General features: G+C 41.4%; 15 protein-coding genes and 1 other RNA gene. 5 read left to right on the top strand and 11 right to left on the bottom strand.

The window, feature by feature from the left end; genetic code table 11:
- The first annotated feature begins 203 nt into the window (after window positions 1-203).
- Both HFA01_RS10920 and HFA01_RS10915 read left to right on the top strand, forming a co-directional pair.
- Window positions 204-881 (top strand): queuosine precursor transporter, encoded by a 678-nt coding sequence (locus tag HFA01_RS10920; RefSeq protein WP_146816143.1) that lies wholly within the window; start codon window positions 204-206, stop codon window positions 879-881.
- A 14-nt stretch (window positions 882-895) separates the two neighbouring features.
- Complete coding sequence (locus tag HFA01_RS10915) at window positions 896-1,303, top strand: ribonuclease HI family protein (RefSeq protein ID WP_146816141.1); 408 nt, start codon at window positions 896-898, stop codon at window positions 1,301-1,303.
- A 9-nt stretch (window positions 1,304-1,312) separates the two neighbouring features.
- On the opposite strand, the gene HFA01_RS10910 is transcribed toward HFA01_RS10915, so the two are convergent.
- The 3 genes from HFA01_RS10910 to HFA01_RS10900 form a co-directional block, all read right to left on the bottom strand.
- Window positions 1,313-1,600 (bottom strand): DUF6123 family protein, encoded by a 288-nt coding sequence (locus HFA01_RS10910; protein ID WP_146816139.1) that lies wholly within the window; start codon window positions 1,598-1,600, stop codon window positions 1,313-1,315.
- Between the two features lie 421 nt (window positions 1,601-2,021).
- On the bottom strand, window positions 2,022-2,531 hold the full coding sequence (locus tag HFA01_RS10905; RefSeq protein ID WP_146816137.1) for an isoprenylcysteine carboxyl methyltransferase family protein: 510 nt from the start codon (window positions 2,529-2,531) through the stop codon (window positions 2,022-2,024).
- A gap of 1 nt (window position 2,532) precedes the next feature.
- Window positions 2,533-3,615: a type III polyketide synthase gene (locus tag HFA01_RS10900; RefSeq protein WP_146816135.1), complete on the bottom strand. Its 1,083-nt coding sequence runs from the start codon at window positions 3,613-3,615 to the stop codon at window positions 2,533-2,535.
- 113 nt (window positions 3,616-3,728) lie between these two features.
- On the opposite strand from HFA01_RS10900, the gene HFA01_RS10895 reads away from it, so the two are divergent.
- Entirely contained in the window at window positions 3,729-4,184 is a 456-nt protein-coding gene (locus HFA01_RS10895; protein ID WP_146816133.1) for a chemotaxis protein CheX, read from the top strand.
- Between the two features lie 75 nt (window positions 4,185-4,259).
- Here the strand turns inward: HFA01_RS10895 and HFA01_RS10890 are convergent, their stop codons facing one another.
- Window positions 4,260-5,027, bottom strand: a complete 768-nt coding sequence (locus HFA01_RS10890; RefSeq protein ID WP_146816131.1) for an SDR family NAD(P)-dependent oxidoreductase — start codon at window positions 5,025-5,027, stop codon at window positions 4,260-4,262.
- 122 nt (window positions 5,028-5,149) lie between these two features.
- Here HFA01_RS10890 and HFA01_RS10885 point away from each other — a divergent pair, with 122 nt between their 5' ends.
- Window positions 5,150-5,704 carry a hypothetical protein gene (locus HFA01_RS10885; RefSeq protein WP_146816129.1) on the top strand — a complete coding sequence of 185 codons (555 nt, stop codon included), beginning with the start codon at window positions 5,150-5,152 and terminating at the stop codon, window positions 5,702-5,704.
- A 41-nt stretch (window positions 5,705-5,745) separates the two neighbouring features.
- Here the strand turns inward: HFA01_RS10885 and HFA01_RS10880 are convergent, their stop codons facing one another.
- The 7 genes from HFA01_RS10880 to HFA01_RS10850 form a co-directional block, all read right to left on the bottom strand.
- Window positions 5,746-7,212, bottom strand: coding sequence for a carboxypeptidase M32 (locus HFA01_RS10880; RefSeq protein WP_167506225.1), 1,467 nt, complete (start codon window positions 7,210-7,212; stop codon window positions 5,746-5,748).
- Window positions 7,213-7,284: 72 nt separating this feature from the next.
- Entirely contained in the window at window positions 7,285-8,454 is a 1,170-nt protein-coding gene (locus HFA01_RS10875; RefSeq protein ID WP_146816125.1) for a THUMP domain-containing class I SAM-dependent RNA methyltransferase, read from the bottom strand.
- Between the two features lie 143 nt (window positions 8,455-8,597).
- Window positions 8,598-8,972: RNase P RNA component class B (gene rnpB / locus HFA01_RS10870), an RNA gene on the bottom strand.
- 96 nt (window positions 8,973-9,068) lie between these two features.
- Complete coding sequence (gene gpsB, locus HFA01_RS10865; protein WP_146816123.1) at window positions 9,069-9,377, bottom strand: cell division regulator GpsB; 309 nt, start codon at window positions 9,375-9,377, stop codon at window positions 9,069-9,071.
- Between the two features lie 77 nt (window positions 9,378-9,454).
- Window positions 9,455-10,018, bottom strand: coding sequence for an SLOG family protein (locus HFA01_RS10860; protein ID WP_146816120.1), 564 nt, complete (start codon window positions 10,016-10,018; stop codon window positions 9,455-9,457).
- An 83-nt stretch (window positions 10,019-10,101) separates the two neighbouring features.
- Window positions 10,102-10,722 (bottom strand): CotD family spore coat protein, encoded by a 621-nt coding sequence (locus HFA01_RS10855; protein WP_146816118.1) that lies wholly within the window; start codon window positions 10,720-10,722, stop codon window positions 10,102-10,104.
- Window positions 10,723-10,952: 230 nt separating this feature from the next.
- Window positions 10,953-11,360 carry a cytidine deaminase gene (locus tag HFA01_RS10850; RefSeq protein WP_146816116.1) on the bottom strand — a complete coding sequence of 136 codons (408 nt, stop codon included), beginning with the start codon at window positions 11,358-11,360 and terminating at the stop codon, window positions 10,953-10,955.
- 173 nt (window positions 11,361-11,533) lie between these two features.
- Here HFA01_RS10850 and HFA01_RS10845 point away from each other — a divergent pair, with 173 nt between their 5' ends.
- Window positions 11,534-14,578, top strand: a complete 3,045-nt coding sequence (locus tag HFA01_RS10845; protein WP_146816114.1) for an efflux RND transporter permease subunit — start codon at window positions 11,534-11,536, stop codon at window positions 14,576-14,578.
- Window positions 14,579-14,735 lie beyond the last annotated feature (157 nt).

Raw genomic sequence — 14,735 nt, 5'->3', positions numbered from 1 at the left:
GCTCCCCAGCCACCCATGACGCTCAACATCGCAACGAACCTCGGAAGGTCTCGAAACTGAGTCTTCCACAATCCTGCCATATTATTGAATAAGAGTAATCAATCTTGTCAAATAGCTCGTACCATCGTATAATGGATCGCTGTTGGTTCTATTTACCCGCGGTTCGTAAACTCCCGCGATACCAAAACTAAGGAGGAAATACGATGAGTAACGAAATCTTATGGATATTATTTGCATTGATTAACTTCGGATTATTAATTGGAATTTACCGGTTGTTCGGAAAGCCCGGTTTGTTTGTATGGATCGGAATGTCCACCGTCCTTGCGAATATTCAAGTGGTCAAAACAGTAGAGATGTTTGGCCTCAATGCGACTCTTGGGAATATTGTCTATGGAACCGCCTTTCTAGCTACCGATATTCTCAATGAGAAATACGGAAAAAAAGAGGCGAGAAAAGCAGTGTGGTTAGGGTTTTCCACATTAATCATTATGACGATCATCATGCAGTTCGCCATTCTTTTCAACCCAGGCGAAAACGATATCGCTCAACCAGCCTTGCAGTCTTTATTTGGTCTCGTCCCGAGAATTGCACTTGGCAGCATGCTTGCTTATATTGCAAGCCAATATTTTGACGTATGGTTATATGCTAAACTGAAAGATCAGTTCCCCTCTGATCGTGCGCTTTGGATCAGGAACAATGGGAGTACAATGATCAGTCAATTGTTAGATACGAGCGTCTTCTGTTTCATCGCTTTTTTCGGTTTGTATCCTTTCGAGATTTGGCTTGAGATTTTCATCACAACGTATATTATCAAGTTCGTCGTGGCAGCTTTGGATACACCATTCTTTTATTTGGCTAAAAAAATGCCGCATTCTGAATGAGGAGGTCATGAGCTATGTTAGAAGTGTACACAGACGCTGCTTGCAGTGGAGAGCCAGGCCCGAGTGCTGCAGGAGTGGTCATTAAACAAAACCAAAAAACGGAAGAGTATCAATTTTATTTAGGGACTTGGACCAATCATGAAGCAGAGTTTCTCGCCATCATCCATGCTTTGCAGGTATGCAGGGAGAAATATTCAGGAGAAATCATCTCGATCAGGTCTGATTCAAAAATCGCCGTGGATACAATGGATAAGCGATACACTAAAAATCAGAAATTCGTTCCCTTGTTTGAAAAAATTATGAAGCTTGAAGAAAACTTTTCCTATGTGTTTTATAAATGGATTCCTGACAAACAAAATAAAAATGCAGACCGCCTTGCCAGAGAGTGCCTACAGACAAAACAAAACCCAGATCAGCAATGATCTGGGTTTTTATTTTTGTGTCGTCCTTGCAATGGAAAGTTGTTCTTCGATGGATTCATAAGCCATTCTTTTACTCGTGATGGATGCATTTGAAATAAGTTCTAAAATACTAATGAAAAAGCTTGGATCAAAGGACTGTTGAAGTTTTAAAGTCATGTTAACAGCTACAATGGTTTTCCATTCCGGAGCATGAGATGAGTTATTTCCGAAATATATAAATTGCACATCCTCATCACTCAATTTGAATCCCTTACTCCAAAGATCTTCCAAGAAGTAAGCTAACGTTTCTCTATCCATAATACTCTCCTAACCTGATCCGTCATCGATATGTATTTTCGACATTTTTCTATATCATAACAAAAATTTCGAAGTGATCGGCAATAAGGCCTTAATTTTTCACGAAATTTTTATTCTCTCTTCACGGATTCCAAGCATGAGAAAAGCCAGGTGTATTCACCTGGCCGAAAGGGTCCGTTCATACCTTTTTTTATCGTAGAAATGAGAACTTTGGTTTTTCATCCTGAAGACATTCATGACCGTTTGAGCAGGAACACTTCCCAGCTTAGCTAATACAAAAATCATCAAACTACTGTAAACGGCTACCGTTAACAATATGAAAACCACCATTATTGTTCTCACCCTTCTAATTGAAAATGAATTTCATTTCTAATTAGAATCTTATCAGACATGAAAGAGTTGAGCAATGTTTTTTGATTAATTAAATACGTTCATGTAACGCCCTTTCCTCCGCAGGTATTCTCACTGTAAGGACGAGCAGGTGGAGGAAAGGGAAGATCAGTGCTGTTAAATAGGCATGAAACAGTACAGGAATAACCATCAATTCAAAAAAGACAATCACATAATTTGGGTGTTTCACAAACCGGTAAATGCCCTTCCGAATTGGCTCTTCATCGGGTAATACGAGTATTCTCGTATTCCATCGTTTTCCTAAAGTTCGAATGCAAGCGATTCTAAGAATCTGTAACACAAAGAATCCAGCGAGTGCGAAATAGAAAAATGGTTGCTGAACATATGGAGTCCAAACGAACTCTGCAATGATACATACAAAGAATGCACTATGCAAAAGAATAAACAGGAAATAGTGACCCTGTCCCCACTCCTTTGCCCCCCTTTCCACCATCCACTTACGATTACGGTTGGCTAGCGCAAGTTCCCCCAGCCGCTGAAAAATCAAAAAAGCTAAGATCATCCATAAAAAGATTTCCATTCTACACCCACTCCAAACTGACAATTTCTGAACTAAACCCAGGTCCCAGGGAAGTCATAATCGATTTCGTTCCTTTTTCATGTTGCGTCTTTAAGACTTCATGCAGGACGAAATGTACAGTTGGGGAAGACATATTCCCATGAGAAGACAACACCTTTCTAGGGATATTTAAAGCGCCCTCCTTCAAATTGAATACTTCCTCGTAAGCTTCCAGCACTTTTCTACCTCCAGGGTGAGCTACAATGAAAGGCAGTTCTTCGATCTGCCAATCGTTGCTTCGTACGACTTCTTTCGCATGTACACTCCAAAATTCCTTGACTAATCTCGGGATACTTTTATTGAAAATCACTTCAAACCCTGTATCTACAACTCTCCATCCCATGACATCTGTACTGTGAGCTTTTGTTTTAGAATTGGAGTTGAGGATTTTCGGAAGCGGATGCTTGATTTTCTTTAAAAGGGAAGAATGATCACCCGCTACTAAGACAGCTGAAGCTCCATCACCGAATAGCGCGGTACCTACGAAATTGCTCACTCTGGCATCCTCCGCCTGAAAGGTCAAGCTGCATAGTTCTGCGCAAATGACAAGGACATTCTGATCCGGATGACCGAGAAGCCATTCATAAGCTTTAGCGACACCGCTCGTTCCTCCAGCACATCCCAACCCAAACAATGGGGTCCGTTTCGTGTCCTCCCTAAAACCGAGTTCATTCATAATATAAGCATCCAGGGTTGGGGTGGAAATACCAGTGGAAGACACAAAAATGAGATGATCAATGTCATCTGTTGAAAATTCATCACCTCCAGGTAAATTGGATAAGCAAGAAGCGATCGCTTGTAAACTGTAGGCTAATGCTTTTGTATGATATAAATGGTTCCTCTCTTCTAATCCATGATTTTTTTTAAACCACTCTAAGGGAGCAGCGAACTGCCTTTTTTCAATATTGGCGTGCTCAAAAATCGGCATCAACCTTTTTTTCTCATGATCTTTTAAAGGAAACAATTCATAAACCAGTTCTTGAACATCTGATTGATCGCAGGAATAGTCAGCACATTGAACGCCCGAAGATAATATGTATGGCATTTTCATCCTCCTTTTTTTTACTATGTGCAAATTAGAGGAAATTATGTCTGTAAATGGAGTTTTTTATGGTATGATGGACCTATATCAAATGAAGCTATTCTGGAGGGAGTCTCATGTCTTTCAATCCATCCATTACCGCTGTTCTAAATGGGAGTATACATACAGTCCACCGCATGATTCCTCTAGAAATAAAAAACGAAGAACCATCCCTTCTAAATCAGACCTATATGAATGGGGATCTCGGAGTATTGATCGGAATGACCGGTGACCTTGCCTGTCAGCTATTGATCGAGGGAAGTGAAGCGAGCTTCCGTTTAATAGGAGAAAAGATGTACGGATGGCCATTGGAAGGTGAAATGCTTTCCTCTTTTACTGGTGAGCTGGGTAATATGATTGCAGGAAATCTCGCCACCCATCTGTCCGAACATGAAGTGGCGATCGATATCACGACTCCGACACTTGTTGGAGGGAACAAAAAGGTGGAAAAGTCCAGGGAAGGGTTCCATGTCTCGTTAAGCATTGAAAAGGAACATCAGCTCTCCCTGTTTTTAATGGTTGAAAAAACATAGCAAAAGCGCCATAAGATATGGCGCTTTTGCTATGTTATCCTGAGGAACATTGAACTCATGTGATTGGCAGTTCGACTAAAAGCCGTATATGGTCATGCCTCCATCAACAAACAATGTCTGGCCTGTCATGTAATTTCCGGCGTCAGAAGCTAAGAACACAGCGGCACCGCTTAATTCTTCTAATTTACCTATTCTGTTCAGCGGTGTTCGTTCAAGAATCTCCTGGACATAGGACTCATCTTGAAGGAGTCTTTCTGTAAGTGAAGTCGGAAAATACCAGGGACCAATAGCATTGACATTGATATTATATTTTCCCCATTCAAGGGCAAGGTTTTTGGTCATTTGGATCAGCGCGCTTTTCGTCATGGCATAGACAACGCCCGTCCGTAAAGCGGTGTGGCCACCGACGGAAGATATGTTAATGATTTTCCCTTTCTTCGAGGATTTCATCACTTGACCAGCGTACTGAGAAAGAAAGAATGCACTGCGCATGTTCGTAGATATTATTTGGTCCCACTCTTCCTCTGTCACTTTTTCAGCTTCACTTCTGATGTTCATCCCCGCGTTATTGACCCATATATCAAGATCCCTTCCTTCTCGAACACGCTCAACCTCCTGGACGATTTCCTTATAATCGTTAATATCCTTACAAATAATCGATGCCTGTTTTCCAAGCTTTTCGACTTCCTTTTTTGTTTGCTCCAGGTCTTTTAAGTTTCTGGCAATCACAATCACATCCGCACCAGATTCTGCAAAAGCCAAAGTGATGGCTTTTCCTATTCCTTTCGTTCCTCCTGTAATCACAGCTAGTTTTCTTTCTAATTTAAAGTCTGGTAAGTACATGGCTTAGCCCCCATCGATAGTGTTGAATTTTCAGTATAGTATAACATTTTTGCAATTTCTTTACATACCGTAAAGCCTGGCATAGAATGAGAATCGTGAATAGAAAAAAGGGGGTTGTCTGTATGAAAAAATGGTTGTTAGCTTTAGGTCTTTCCGGAGCACTCGTTTTAGCTGGATGTAATGGTGACACGGAAGAAGGCACAGACGCAGACACTGAAAATCAGACAGAAGACACGACAGAAAATCAAGAAAACGATGAACAAAAGGTGAAGAAAGAATTGCTCAGTGCTCAAATGGCTCTAACGAACACTTTCAAACCGTATCAACAGAAGATTTCTGCTTACCAATCAGCCGTCTCCGCAGAAGAACCTGATGCAGAAGCCATCCAAACGGCAGCAGAAGAAGCGAAGACAGCAGCAAATGAAGCTTCTTCCATGGTTGACGACTATACAATTGAAGCCGATCTGCCTGAAGATGTCATGACGAAATTTGAAGAAACACTGCCTTCTCTTCAAGCCTATTATGAAGGTGTAGAGAAAGCATTGAATGAAAACATGGAAAATGCTGACTTTACAGCAGCAGAAGAGAAATTCACAGAATTCAACGATCAGTTCAACGAAATCCTTAAAGAAGCTGGTTTCCCAGCTACTCCGAATCTGATGGAAGAAATGTCTTAAATAACACAAAGCCCGGCTTATTCAGCCGGGCTTTTTTCATACTAAAAATGATAGATTTTTTTGTATTTATTTGTCAGATAATCAATGAGATAGTCAGGATTCAGTCCTTCACCAGTAATGTCATTTAAGATTTGCAGCGGTTTTTTCATTTTTCCATACTGATGGACGTTTTCCGTCAGCCATTCCTTAACTTTGTAGAAATCGCCTTCTTCGATATAGTGATCTACATCGATCTCTTCTCTCATTTTTGAGTTCAGCTGGGCCGCATACATGTACCCTAAGGCATAAGAAGGGAAATAGCCGAAGTCCCCACCGGACCAGTGAATGTCTTGAAGTACTCCTTCAGAATCATTTTCAGGAGTGATTCCGAGGTAATCGTTCATCTTTTGATTCCACAAATCAGGTAAATCCTTCACTTCAATCTCACCAGCAATCAACGCCTTTTCCAACTCATAACGAACCATAATATGCAAACAGTACGTCAACTCATCCGCTTCGATACGAATTAGTGATGGTTTCACTTCATTGACAGCCGGATAAAACTTTTCCAATGGAAGATTTTGAAAATGCTCAGGTGCATAGGATTTAAACAATTCATAATGATTTCGCCAAAAACCTTCACTGCGAGCTATGAAATTTTCCCAAAAAAGTGATTGTGATTCATGAATACCCATGCTTGTCCCATCAGCAAGTGGCGTAAAAGCAAGCTTTGGATCTATGTTTTGCTCATAGAGGGCATGTCCACCTTCGTGAATCGTCCCAAAAACAGCTGTCCGGAAATCTCTTTCGTCATATTTTGTTGTCACTCGGACATCATTAGTATTCAGTCCAATTGCAAAAGGATGAACGGTTTCATCTAATCGTCCGGCCTCAAAATCATAACCCATCCGCTCCAAGATCACTTCACTGAACTCGGCCTGGCGCTCTTTAGGGAAATGGCCCTGGAGGACTGACGGATCAGGTTGATTAGGAGCTTCTTGGATTTGCTTAAGAAGGTCCGTTAAAGCTTTCCTCACTTTTGGAAACACTTTATCCAGTACTTCCACAGTTACACCCGGCTCGTAATTATTCAACAAAGCATCATAACGGTGGTTTTCATAACCCCAGTAATCCGCGAATTTACGGTTGTATTCAACCAGCTTTTCTAGATAAGGACGAAAACTTTCGAAATCATTATTACTTTTGGCTTCCCCCCACATGGATTCCGCCTGAGTTTGGAGCGTCACGTAAGCTCTATACTCTTCAGTAGGAATTTTAGCCGTTTTATCGTACGTCTCTTCCGCTTCTTCCACCGCTCTTTTTAACATTGGATCTAGAGTCTTGCTTTTCAATTCGTCGATGTATCCACGCATTTCCTCTGATGTTTGTATTTCATGGACTTTTTGTGACATTACGCCGATGACTTCAGAACGACCTTCCATTCCTTTGCGGGGGGCTTTTGTTCGCATGTCCCAAGCCATCAGCCCGATCGCTTCCCCGTAAGCCGATTGTTCCTTCAATAACTCCATAAATTTCTGTTCGGTTGTTTTACTCAAAACTACCTCTCCCCTTCATCTGAATGGATAACTATATCAAACGAATCAAAAGCCGAATCCTTTGCCATTATCCGGCTTCGATTTTGGCTTCCTTCCGAAGTACTGATAATAATCCGTTTTGATAAAGCCATTGAAGAGCTTCCGTTTTTTAGTGGCAGGTTTTCCGTATAGTTTCTCAAACCCTTCATGGGAAGTAAGAATGTACACACTCCAAGTTGGATGATCACGCATGATCGTACCAAGGTTTCGGTACATCTGTTCCACTTCTTCACGGTCACCCATTCGCTCTCCATAAGGAGGATTAGACACGACGTACCCATTTTCCTGCTTCGGTTTGAAATCACTCATCTGCATTTGCTTCCAAGTAATCAATTCACCGAGTCCTGCTTCCATCGCATTTTTTTTAGCGATTTCAATTAAACCAGGGTCAATATCCGAACCGAATATTTGAAGCGGTTGATCATAATTCGCAGAATCTTCCGCTTCCTGGAAGGCATCATCCCAAGCTTTTTGTGGAATAAAACTCCAATTCTCTGAAGCGAATTCCCTGTTAAAACCAGGGGCAATATTCTGACCGATCAGTGCGGCTTCAATAGCGATCGTCCCGGACCCACAAAACGGATCCACAAACGGCTGGTCAGGGGTCCAATTTGTAATCTGGACAAGCGCAGCGGCTAGGGTCTCTTTCAGGGGGGCTTCGCCTTGGCCTACGCGATATCCTCTTTTGTGCAACCCGCTTCCTGATGTGTCAATCGTCAATAACGCTTCATCCTTATGAATCGCCACTTCCACTCTGTAAAAGGCTCCCGTTTCTTTCAACCATGAATCTATGCCGTGTTTGACTTTTAATCGTTCTACGATCGCTTTTTTTACAATGGATTGACAATCAGGAACACTATACAGCTTCGATTTTACCGATTTACCAACTACCGGAAACTCCCCATCTTCTTCTATGAAAGTTTCCCATGGCAATGCCTTCGTGTTTTCAAAAAGTTCATCGAACGATGTGGCCTTGAATTTTCCAACCAGCAATTTGACACGATCAGCCGTTCGAAGCCAGAGATTGGCTCTAGGTATCGCTGACACGTCTGCTTGAAATACGACTCTTCCATTTTCAATCTGTATATCTTCATATCCTAATGCTTTAACTTCTTTCCCTACTATGGCTTCAAGTCCCATAGCTGCCGTTGCAATCAACGTCACTTTTTTCGACATGATGAACCTCCTTCATATGTAGCATGAACAAATTAAAACGATTTCCTTCCTTACCTATGGTGGCAATAAAAAGAAAAAACCCTTCTAAAAAGCATACGGCTTTCCAGAAGGGTGTCATCTGTATCATTAGCGACCTTTGAATACTCTGTAAGCCATGTTCTGTGCCATTGTACTGCAAACGGTGGTCAACCTCGTACTCCGGTGGCAATCATCTATCTGCCGTCAAACGGCCTCTTCTCTGGTTCATTTCCCATTGAAAAGTGCCCCTACCTATATTTGGGTTGCTCGCTCGTGGGGTTTACCTCGTTCCACCCGAAGTATTTCTACTCCGGCTCCGTCACTGTGGCACTTTCAAGGTAGTCATTCCATATCAAAGACTTAGGAATTTTCCCTGCCGTAAGTTCTAAAGAACTCCCTTGACTTATGGTTTCGTCAAGCACGAACACTACAAGCATCGCAGCTTGTGCGAGCATGGACTTTCCTCTGCATAGAAACCTATACAGCGATTACCCGAGTATTCAAATGAGCATTATCAATTGTCATTGCGTCTCTTTGAGACGTGCTAAACCATTATAACAGACACTTATTCGCTTGTCATTGGAAAAAATTGAATACTAGTCAGCATATTTATTGCCAAAAACAGCTTTCTCTAAATTTGAAACACGCTTTAAGATGTCATAATTCACTTGATGATTATTGGTAGATGGTTGTCTTTGTCTTTGGGCAGATTCCCGTGATGACATTTTCTTCAACCGGTCATTTTCCTGCTGCAGACGTTCAATTTCCTGCTGAAAACGGTCATAATCCTGAATGATCAAGTCCAGATACTCATCTACTTCTTCCTGGTTATACCCTCTCATAGACGTTTTAAAGTCCTTCTCAAGTATATCCTTTCCACTTAAATGATACTCTTCTAAGTTCATTTTTCTCACCTCTGTTTCACACATTACATCCATTTTTTCAAAAGGTGACGAAAATGTCAATTTCAAATCTAGAACATTTACTGACTCCAGAAATCTGGATCGGCCATTCGAAGCTCTTCTACCGTCTCTTCAAGGTCCAGAGGGGTAATATAAACGATCTCATAACGGCCTTGATCTTGAACCTTTTTTGCTAATCTTAAGAAGTATTGCGGGCTACCCTCTGTATCTTCATCAAACAGAACGAGACATCCTTCCGAATGGTCAATTAGAAATTGATCTTTTGCTTTGAATTGATAAGGACCCTCGTATCCTTTGTTGTAGATCGGCTGGTAAAAATCAGCTGTCATAGTTATTTCCTCATAAACGAGTTTAAGATCTTCAGGCCAGCGCTCTTCCTGGTTTTCAAACGGAGGCAGAACACCTAATTTTACATCGAACTCTTCTTTTAAATCGAGAACGACTTCAGCCGTCCATAACTCCACGCCCATTTGTCCAGAAATGAGTACCCATTGCAAACCTTCTTCTATGTAGGAAAGTAATCTTCTTTTTATGGTCTCTTTTACGTAATCTATTTTTGGGTCGTTGTGCTTGAAAATGCCCATTTCCATCGGTTTATAACCAGTAACAACAATTGTTTTCAATGTTCTACCTCCTTTTTATTCATTCATTTTAATATGTTTCCTAAAAAAAAGAAAATAAGCCACAAGGTAGTGGCTTATCTATCTCAGCTATTGGAACCTGAGCCCATCATTGGCATTTGACCGTTACCCATCATCGGCATCTGACCGCCTTGGCCCATCATTGGCATCTGACCGTTACCCATCATCGGCATCTGGCCGCCCTGACCCATCATTGGCATCTGACCATCACCCATCATCGGCATCTGGCCGCCTTGGCCCATCATTGGCATCTGGCCGTTACCCATCATCGGCATTTGACCACCCTGGCCCATCATACCTTCCATTTCTTCCATATCCTCATCGTTCATCATTGGCATTTGTCCTTGGCCTTGGCCCTGACCCATAGGCATTTGGCCCATGTCTTGAGGATTCATATAATCCATCCAGTTATAATCTGGTGAAGATCCTTGAGGAAAAGCGAAGTCCTGAGTTCGGAAGTTGTTTTGCTCAGAAACCATGTATGGGAAATAATGGTTGTTATTCAACGTGTGATTGTTTCGCACGAGAATGTGCGTAGGATGAATGTAATCTTGGTTTTCACAGAAGTAGTTATCCACTACACAATTTTGGACAGGACAGACGATCGGTCTACGGTTTCCGGCTGGAGACGACATTGGGGACATAGGTCCACATCCGCAAGAGTCCTGCATAGAATGTTGATGCATTGTGCTTTCACTCCTTGTTCTTTTATTCCTTATCAGCGTATGTCACAAAGAGCGTGAATGTACTAGGCGATATCATCATATCCACTACTTTCTTATCAACAGGTACCTATTTCTACAAGGATGCATGCTAAAAGGAGACAAATAAAACAAGCGCTCATCCTGGTTGAATGATAAAGTTTTTGATCAAAAAAATAAAAAAAAGGATGAGAGTCTCATCCTTTTCCTGCCTATTAGGCTTCTTCTTCTGACAGATCAGCCGAAGAAAATGAAAATGGAAGAATTTCTTCCATTGTAAATGTTTTCGTATCCCCATGAAGATTTGTTGTATGAATTTTAACATCCGACTGGAAAAATTCACTCATGACTTGACGACAAGATCCACATGGAGGAACCGGTCTTTTGGTGTCTGCGACAACAGCCAGTTCCTTGAAATGATCATGTCCGTCGGAAACGGCCTTAAAAATCGCCACTCGTTCTGCACAACATGTTACAGGATAGGCCGCATTTTCAATATTACATCCTGTATAGAGCGTTCCGTCTTCTGTGACCAGAGCAGCACCTACAGGGAATTTTGAATAAGGTACATAGGCTTTTTCCCTTATCTTTTTCGCTTCATTGATTAGTTGTTTGGATTCCATCTACATTCCTCCCTACTCATGGGAAGGTTATTATATATGAATATATGTAAAATGTAAAGCGGTTTCATACTCACTTTCACAAAGCACATCGAGAGAGCATTTAATTGACACATGTGTCGGAAAAAAGTTTATACTGAAAGAGCATTAAAATTATAAGGCTTAGGAGGAACACAATGAAGTCAATTTTAAATTACAACAAAATCATTTGGATTTTTATTTTGTTATTGATTTTCACAGGGATCTTCACCTATCTGCAACTACCGAAAAGGGAAATTCCTGAAATTAATGTAAACGTCTCTTCCATTTCTACGGTTTACCCTGGAGCAACGCCTCAAGAGGTGGAACGGACAATCATCAACCCTCTTGAAGAAGAGCTGTTGAATACAGAAGGGATTGATGAAATCACCTCGGCGTCGACTACTGGGTTCGGTACAGTGACCGCTACTTTATCGGGGGGTGAGAATCCAGAGACAACGAATGCTAAGATCCGGCAAGCTGTATCAGATGTATCCAGGTCATTTCCAGAAGAAGTTCAAGCCCCCAATGTGAACACTGACATGACTATGTCAGCTGTTGCTTCTTATCACTTATACAGTAATGAGCGAACAGATTTGTATGACTTACGGCAAGAATTAGAAGAATGGAAGGCAGAATTGACAAAGACTTCTGGTGTCGATTCCGTTTTAATTAAAGGTTTACCTGATCAAAAAGTAGCTGTTAGTTTGGATAATGATCAATTGAAAGACCTGCAGATTTCTCCATCTTCTGTCATTCGTTCGTTGAGTGAAGAGTTAGGACCTTCACCAATTGGCACAGAACAAAGAGACGGCATCATTCATCAACTCATTTTCGAGAAATATTCAGACATAGAAGAATTGGAGAATTTATTTGTCGGAAACAATTCAGCAGGGGAGCCTGTCACCCTCGCTGACATCGGATCCATTGAAATAACAAACCAAGAAGTTGAAGATCTTATTACTTATAAAGAACAGGCTGCTTTATCCGTCACCGTACTTACGGAAGAAGGGGTAAACATTAGTGCTCTTCAAGAAGAATTGACAGACAAAATTAACGTTTTGTCAGAAGAGTTGCCAGACGAAATTCAGGTCGATCAATTTTATACACAAAGTACAATCATTGATGAGGTCTTTTCGAACCTCATTACATCCTTTGCCATTTCGTTTTTAGCTGTCATTATCATCATGGTTCTTGGACTTCCTTTATCGTCAGCGATTCTCGTTGCCTTATCCATTCCAATATCCATTCTCATCGGTTTGATCCCTCTTCCATATGTAGGAGTCGATTTAAACCAAATATCAGTCATTGGAATGATTATAGCCATTGGGATATTGGTTGATGATGCTATTGTTGTCAATGACAACATTCAAAGAAGATTCCAACTTGGAGATGGACCGATGGAAGGCACCATTCGAGGCGTGAAAGAGGTCGGCAAGTCAATTATAACTTCAACACTTATGATCATTTTCAGTTTCTTGCCTTTAACGTTTTTATCCGGAACCAATGGGGATTTCATCAGAGCCTTACCATCTGTCTTAATTTTTACGGTGCTGGCATCCACGATTATTGCACTGACGTTCATTCCCACCATTCAATATGCTAGAAAAAAACGCAAGAAAAAATCCCAAAAAGCAAAGTCTGGACTTCTTGGGGGTATGTTTGACCGGTTAGAACGTACTTACGCTGACAAGGTTCTTCCTAAGACTACGAAGAAACCTTTAATCACTTCCTTGATCGGCCTTGTTATATGTGCCCTTTTAGCCACATTGGCCATAAGGATTCCATTTGAGTTCTTCCCAGCTGCTGATCGTCCTGAAGTCACCATTACTGTTGAAAATCCTCAAGGGACTACTATTGAGGAAACAGAAGAAAAGTTACAAGAGTTGACCGACTATCTGGAGGATTCTGATGACACCATCACTGAAACAGCGGTTTATTCAGGAAGTGGACTTCCCAATCTGTTCAGTTCAGGATTACAGCGTTCAGGTGAAAACACAGGTCAGGTTCTTGTCCGAGTCGACAGAGACCAGACGAGTGCAAGTGATTTTATAGAGGAATGGGAAGAGCCTTTAAGGCGAGAATTTCCAGATAGTGAAATCTTCCTTGAAACCATTGTTTCTGGTCCACCACCTTCACCACCTGTCCAGATCCAAATCCAGGGTCCTGAAATTGAAACGTTAATTGCTGAGGCAAAGGAAGCAAAAGATCGATTAAGTGAGCTGGAAGGTGCTGAAATCGCTACACTAAATGCCGAGACGCAGCCTTTCACAGAATACAATGCGGATCGTTCATTGCTTGCAGAAAATAATATTCCAATCAATCAAGTCACTTCTCAACTCCAACTGGCAAATATCGGAGTACCTTTAGGGACCTTTGATAATGGTGTGAATCGCTTACCTATTGAGGTAATTGTTGACGATGGTGTTGAGAACGGAGTAGCCCTTTCTGTGCTGAATGTAGTCAGTCAGCAGACGAATCCAAGCGGACCTCCAGAAACGCTGTCTCTTGACGAAATTATCACAACAGATTCAACCGAACGGATCGGTGTCATTCCGCACTTGGATGGAGATAGGACCATTACTGTGGAAGCCTATCCTGAAGAAGGAATGGAAAGCACATTCAATCAACAATCGACTGAAGTCGTAAGTGAAATTAAAAACAATCTTCCAGAAGGTTATACGCTGGTTGAAAGTGGCGAATCCGATGCACGTTCCGAATTTTTTGTAGAGGTGACGAAACTCTTTGTCATCGTTTTGTTCTTAATTTATTTGACGATTGCCATCCAATTCAATTCCCTGCTCATGCCTTTACTTATTACTGGAACAGTATTTTTAGCAGTGACAGGTGCTATTGTGGGACTATTCGTATCAGGTGAACCTCTTAGTTTCTTAGCTGTATTGGGCATTGTCTCCCTTTCAGGTATTGTGGTAAGGAATTCTGTGATCCTGGTCGAGTTTATTGAGCAAAACCGTGAACGTTACAGCAGTAATGTTGAAGCTGTTATTGAAGCAGGCCGAGCAAGAATCCGTCCTATTGTCCTGACCTCATTAACATCGATTGCAGCCCTTGCTCCCATTATTTATACAGGAGATGTGTTGTTCAAACCATTGGCCGTATCGATTGTATCCGGACTCGCTTTTTCAACAGTATTAACACTATTGCTCGTTCCATCGTTTTATTTAATACTATCCAAAAAATAAACCTTTTCATTTGTCAGTTCTTTCATAACAAGTTTAGAAAAGTTGTGGAAACTTTTGAATGGTTTGGAAGTCAAGAGGATTGGGCATCTGAATCATATGTTCTTGCCCTTTGCTTACCGCGCGTCTGTTCGAGTCAGTTTCATGCCTCGTCTTGAAG

Origin of the sequence: Halobacillus faecis (assembly GCF_007991335.1) — a bacterium.
Lineage (GTDB): Bacteria > Bacillota > Bacilli > Bacillales > Halobacillaceae > Halobacillus > Halobacillus faecis.
The sequence above is the reverse complement of the archived record's forward strand: the minus strand, read 5'-3'. Positions and strand labels throughout refer to the sequence as shown.